The sequence below is a fragment of the Streptomyces sp. E11-3 genome (assembly GCF_046540415.1).
GTDB lineage: Bacteria > Actinomycetota > Actinomycetes > Streptomycetales > Streptomycetaceae > Streptomyces.
This window is the reverse complement of sequence record NZ_JAZGRL010000022.1, coordinates 1-3,704: the sequence shown is the minus strand read 5'-3', so window position 1 is coordinate 3,704 and position 3,704 is coordinate 1. Positions and strand designations below refer to the sequence as shown.

At 72.3% G+C, this 3,704-nt stretch carries 3 protein-coding genes; all 3 read left to right on the top strand.

The features are described from left to right. The first annotated feature begins 178 nt into the window (after positions 1–178). The 3 genes from U9R90_RS34295 (at position 179) to U9R90_RS34285 (ending at position 3,477) form a co-directional block, all read left to right on the top strand. Positions 179–1,009, top strand: coding sequence for a helix-turn-helix domain-containing protein (locus tag U9R90_RS34295; RefSeq protein WP_411061245.1), 831 nt, complete (start codon positions 179–181; stop codon positions 1,007–1,009). Further along, complete coding sequence (locus U9R90_RS34290; protein ID WP_411061243.1) at positions 1,006–1,956, top strand: helix-turn-helix domain-containing protein; 951 nt, start codon at positions 1,006–1,008, stop codon at positions 1,954–1,956. Before U9R90_RS34295 ends, U9R90_RS34290 begins: the two co-directional genes overlap by 4 nt. Positions 1,957–2,409: 453 nt before the next feature. Continuing rightward, positions 2,410–3,477 (top strand): helix-turn-helix domain-containing protein, encoded by a 1,068-nt coding sequence (locus tag U9R90_RS34285; protein ID WP_411061242.1) that lies wholly within the window; start codon positions 2,410–2,412, stop codon positions 3,475–3,477. The last annotated feature ends 227 nt before the right edge of the window (positions 3,478–3,704 follow it).

The window sequence follows — 3,704 nt, the reverse complement described above, 5'->3', positions numbered from 1 at the left end:
GCGGGACGGCACGCGTGGGACGGTGGGACGGCTGAGCGGGGCAGGCGGGGCGGGCGGGCGGCGCAACGCGGACGGCTGGAAAGGCCCTTGTCCCGGCCTGGTCCACGGAGTGAGGAGGAACTGGAGGCAGAAGTTCGGACATCATCAGCAGCAAGGAATCCAAGACGTGGGGTGGAACATGTCTAGGTGGAAGGGGCTGCCCGACTCGCTCGACGCGCGAGTGCGGCAGTTCGTCGTACAGCTGCGCAGGCTCAAGGACCACAGCGGACTGGGGCTCGCGGCACTGGCATCCAAGACGGGCTACAGCCGCTCGTCCTGGGACCGCTATCTCAACGGCAAGGCGCTGCCCCCGGCCGACGCGGTCGAGGCGTTGGCCAGGACCTGTGGCACCGATCCGGCCCGACTGCTCGCTCAGCGCGAGGTGGCCGCCGAGGCCTGGAACGCGGGGCGCGTCGGCTCTGATGCGGAAGCGGCCGAGGAGCCCGCAGCGGACGTGGGACCGGACGCCGGGCGTACGGAGTCCGACGCGCACGCGGACAGCGGCGCCGGGCGGACCGTGCCGTGGCTGGCCATCGTGACGTCGAGTGCGGCCACCGCGCTGGTGATCCTGGGCGCGCTCGCACTCTGGGCACCCTGGGAGGACAACGGCGGTGGCGGCGGAGGCAACACCGCGAGCGACAAGCCCTACACCGGCGAAGCGCACCCGAAGCTCGGGGAGTTCACGTACGAGCCGGGCAAGACGTACGAGTGCGACGTCAAGCGGGACACCGACGGGCGGCTCTACGCTGGCTACAGCCGCACCCGTACGGAGCTCATCGAGCAGACCTCCACCCGGTGGTCCGTGGTGGAGGCCCAATGCCTCCTGGAGCACCATGAGTTCTCGCCCGAAGGCTCCGACGGGGCGTTCGGCAACAACACCGAGCGCGCGGTCAGGCGGCTCCAGGACCAGGCGAATATCGCGGTGGACGGGAAGGTGGGCCCGGACACCTGGAAGGTGCTGCGGAAGTGAACGGCCCCGAACAGTCAGTGGAGTGCGTCCGGCTCGCCCGCACGCTGCGTGAGCTGCGCGCGGCGACCGGGCTGAGCCTGGCGGCGCTGGCCGCGCGGACCCCGTACAGCAAGTCCTCCTGGGAGCGCTATCTCAACGGCAAGGCGCTGCCGCCCCGCAGTGCCGTCGAGCAACTGTGCGCGCTGGCGGACGAACGCCCGGCCAGGGCGCTGGCGCTCTGGGACCTGGCGGAGTCCACCTGGAGCGGCCGCGCGGACGGTGACGGGCGGCGGCAGGCCGCGGAGGATGCGGGAAGTTCGCGGGCCGGGGAGGACGCGGGGAGTTCGCAGACCGGGGAGGCGGCGGTACCAGGAGCCGCACCCGGCCGCGGGCACCGGCGCTCGGTCGGTTACGCCACCGGGGTGTTCGGCGGCCTGGCGGCGGTCACCGCCGGAGTGCTCCTGGCTGTCTGGGGCTTGGGCGGCGGCGGCCAGCCCGCCGAGGGCGCCGCGGCGCCGAACGCTTCCGCGCCCGGGCCGAGCTGCACGGGCGCGGCCTGCACCGGCAAGGACCCCGAGGCGACCCGTTGCGCCAGCGGTGTCGACCCACCGGGCACCGTGGCCGAGCACCGCTTCGACGGCGGCACGGTGGTCAAGGTCCGGCGCTCCGTGCCGTGCGGCACGGTGTGGGCACGGATCGACCGGGGCGAGCGGGGTGACCGGGTCGAGGTCGCCGCCCCCAGGGCGAAGGTTCAGCGCCGCGAGGTGCGGGACCGGTTCGACGCGCAGGGCTCGCTGTCGACGCCGATGGCCGTGGCGGCCAGCGCCGACCTGTCCAGGGTCAGGGCCTGTCTCGTACGGGACGGTGCGCGGGAGTGCTTCGGCGACGAGGGCGACGAGGGCGACAAGAGCGATAGGAGCGACAAGAGTGACGGAGGCACCCAGGGCGCCACGTCCGAGCCGTCCTGAAGCCCGGCGACTCCCCTCTCCGAAGTACCGGACGCCCCCAGACAGGCGGTGCCCATCCCTTCCCCCGAGGAAGGACGGACACCGTCTGCCCGGGGGGCGTTCCGGAGATCAGAGTCATGGACGTGACAACGGGGATCAAGCGATGCTTGATCCCCGTAGCGCGGAGGTGACCATTCCGGCACCGTGTTCGATCTCTGCAACGAAAGCTCCGGTTCGCAACTGTGTGGTCACAAGCAGGGGGATTCGTGCGGTCGAACGTGTCAGTGGTGGGACACTGGTCTGTGGACCAGGTGGCGCGCGACGGGGCACGCCCATGGCCGAGTGCTTCTGTGCGCCCCCTTCGTGGGAACTGACATCCTGGCTTTGCGCATCCCTGTGGGTAGCCAGATCGAGGCAAGCAGGGCATCACGCGGGGGTTGTCAGGCAGCTACGTGGGGGGACAAGGGGGAAGTAATGCCTCGTTGGAAGGCACTACCGGAGGAGCTCGACCCTCAGGTACGCGAGTTCGCCAGCCAGTTGCGACGGCTGGTGGACCGCAGCGGGCTGAGCATCGCCGCGGTGTCGGACCGCACCGGCTACAGCAAGACGTCCTGGGAGCGGTATCTCAACGGCCGACTGCTCGCGCCCAAGGGCGCGGTCGTGGCGCTGGCCGAGGTCACGGGCACCAATCCGGTGCACCTGACCACCATGTGGGAGCTCGCGGAGCGCGCCTGGAGCCGCTCCGAGATGCGGCACGACATGACCATGGAAGCGATCCGGATCTCGCAGGCGCGCGCCGCGCTCGGCGAGTTCGGTCCCGGCCCGGGCAAGGGGAAGGGCAAGAACGGCAGCGCGCGAGGCGCCACCGGGGCGCCCGCCGCACCCCAGGGGCCCCGCGGCGCCGGTCGTCCCGCCGGTGCCCCCGGAGGCGGCCGTGGCTCCGTCGCGGCACCGCCCGGACCTCCTGGACCGCCGACGGCGTCGCCCGCCGACGGCGGCGGGTCGCCCGACAAGGAGCGGCAGCGCCGGAAGCTGACCATGTTCCTGGCGGGTGTCGTCGGCGCGCTCGTGGTCATCGCGGCGGCGGTCTTCCTCACCGACTTCGGCAAGGGCGACGACAAGGACCCGCAGTCCCAGCCGCCGACCACCGCGCCGCCGACCAGCGCCGCGCCGCTGCCCGCGGGGATCGAGTGCAACGGCGCCGACTGCGCCGGCCAGGACCCGGAGGAGATGGGCTGCGGCGGCGAGCACGCCAGGACAGGTCCCAGCGCCACGGTCGGCACCACCGTGGTCGAGGTCAGGTACAGCAAGGTCTGCGGGGCCGCCTGGGCGCGGATCCGGCAGGGTGCGGCCGGTGACACGGTGGAGATCGCGTCGGCGTCGACCAAGGGCGCCAAGGGCGAGCAGGCCAAGGAGCTGGCCCAGCCCGGAGACACGTACACCGCGATGGTGCCCGCGAAGAGCATGACCGACGTCAAGGCCTGCGGGACGCTGGCGACCGGCCAGAAGAACTGCACGGCGAAGGAGACGGGGACGGAGTAACCCGGAGTGCCGAGTAACCCGGAGTACGGGGTAACCCGGAGTAAGGCGGAGTAAGTCGAAGTACGTATTCGACGTGGAGACAGGGGCATGCCCGCCGCGCACCGGGGCAGGCGCCCCATACCCCCACGGGAGGCAACCACTCCCGGCGGCGGCCGCCAGGCACTCCCTCTCCCGGGCGGGCGGCCGCCGCGCTGTGTGCCGGGCCACAGGGGTTGGGGGGTGTAGGG